The organism is Sphingopyxis sp. (assembly GCF_016463645.1).
Taxonomy (GTDB): Bacteria; Pseudomonadota; Alphaproteobacteria; order Sphingomonadales; family Sphingomonadaceae; genus Sphingopyxis.
Genome location: NZ_JAEMQX010000260.1, coordinates 1 through 207 on the forward strand (window position 1 = coordinate 1; position 207 = coordinate 207).

The following is a 207-nucleotide window of genomic DNA, read 5'->3' on the forward strand; positions in this document are numbered from 1 at the left end:
GGTCGGGTAGTCCATGATCTTGACGTCGAGGATCGTCGCCAGACCGCCCAGCCCCTGCGCGCCGATGCCCAGCGCATTCACCTTGTCGAAAATCTCCACGCGCAGCTTTTCGATGTCGGTCTTTGGCCCGCGCGCTTTCAGTTCGGCCATATCGATATGGCCCATCAGCGATTCCTTGGCGAGCAGCATCGCCTTTTCCGCCGTGCC

Annotated in this window: 1 protein-coding gene; it reads right to left on the minus strand. The window is 61.4% G+C overall.

Annotated elements, in window-relative coordinates; genetic code table 11:
- Nucleotides 1-207: fumarate hydratase (locus JHC57_RS22345; RefSeq protein ID WP_294032751.1), on the minus strand; the 207-nt coding region annotated here is incomplete at both ends.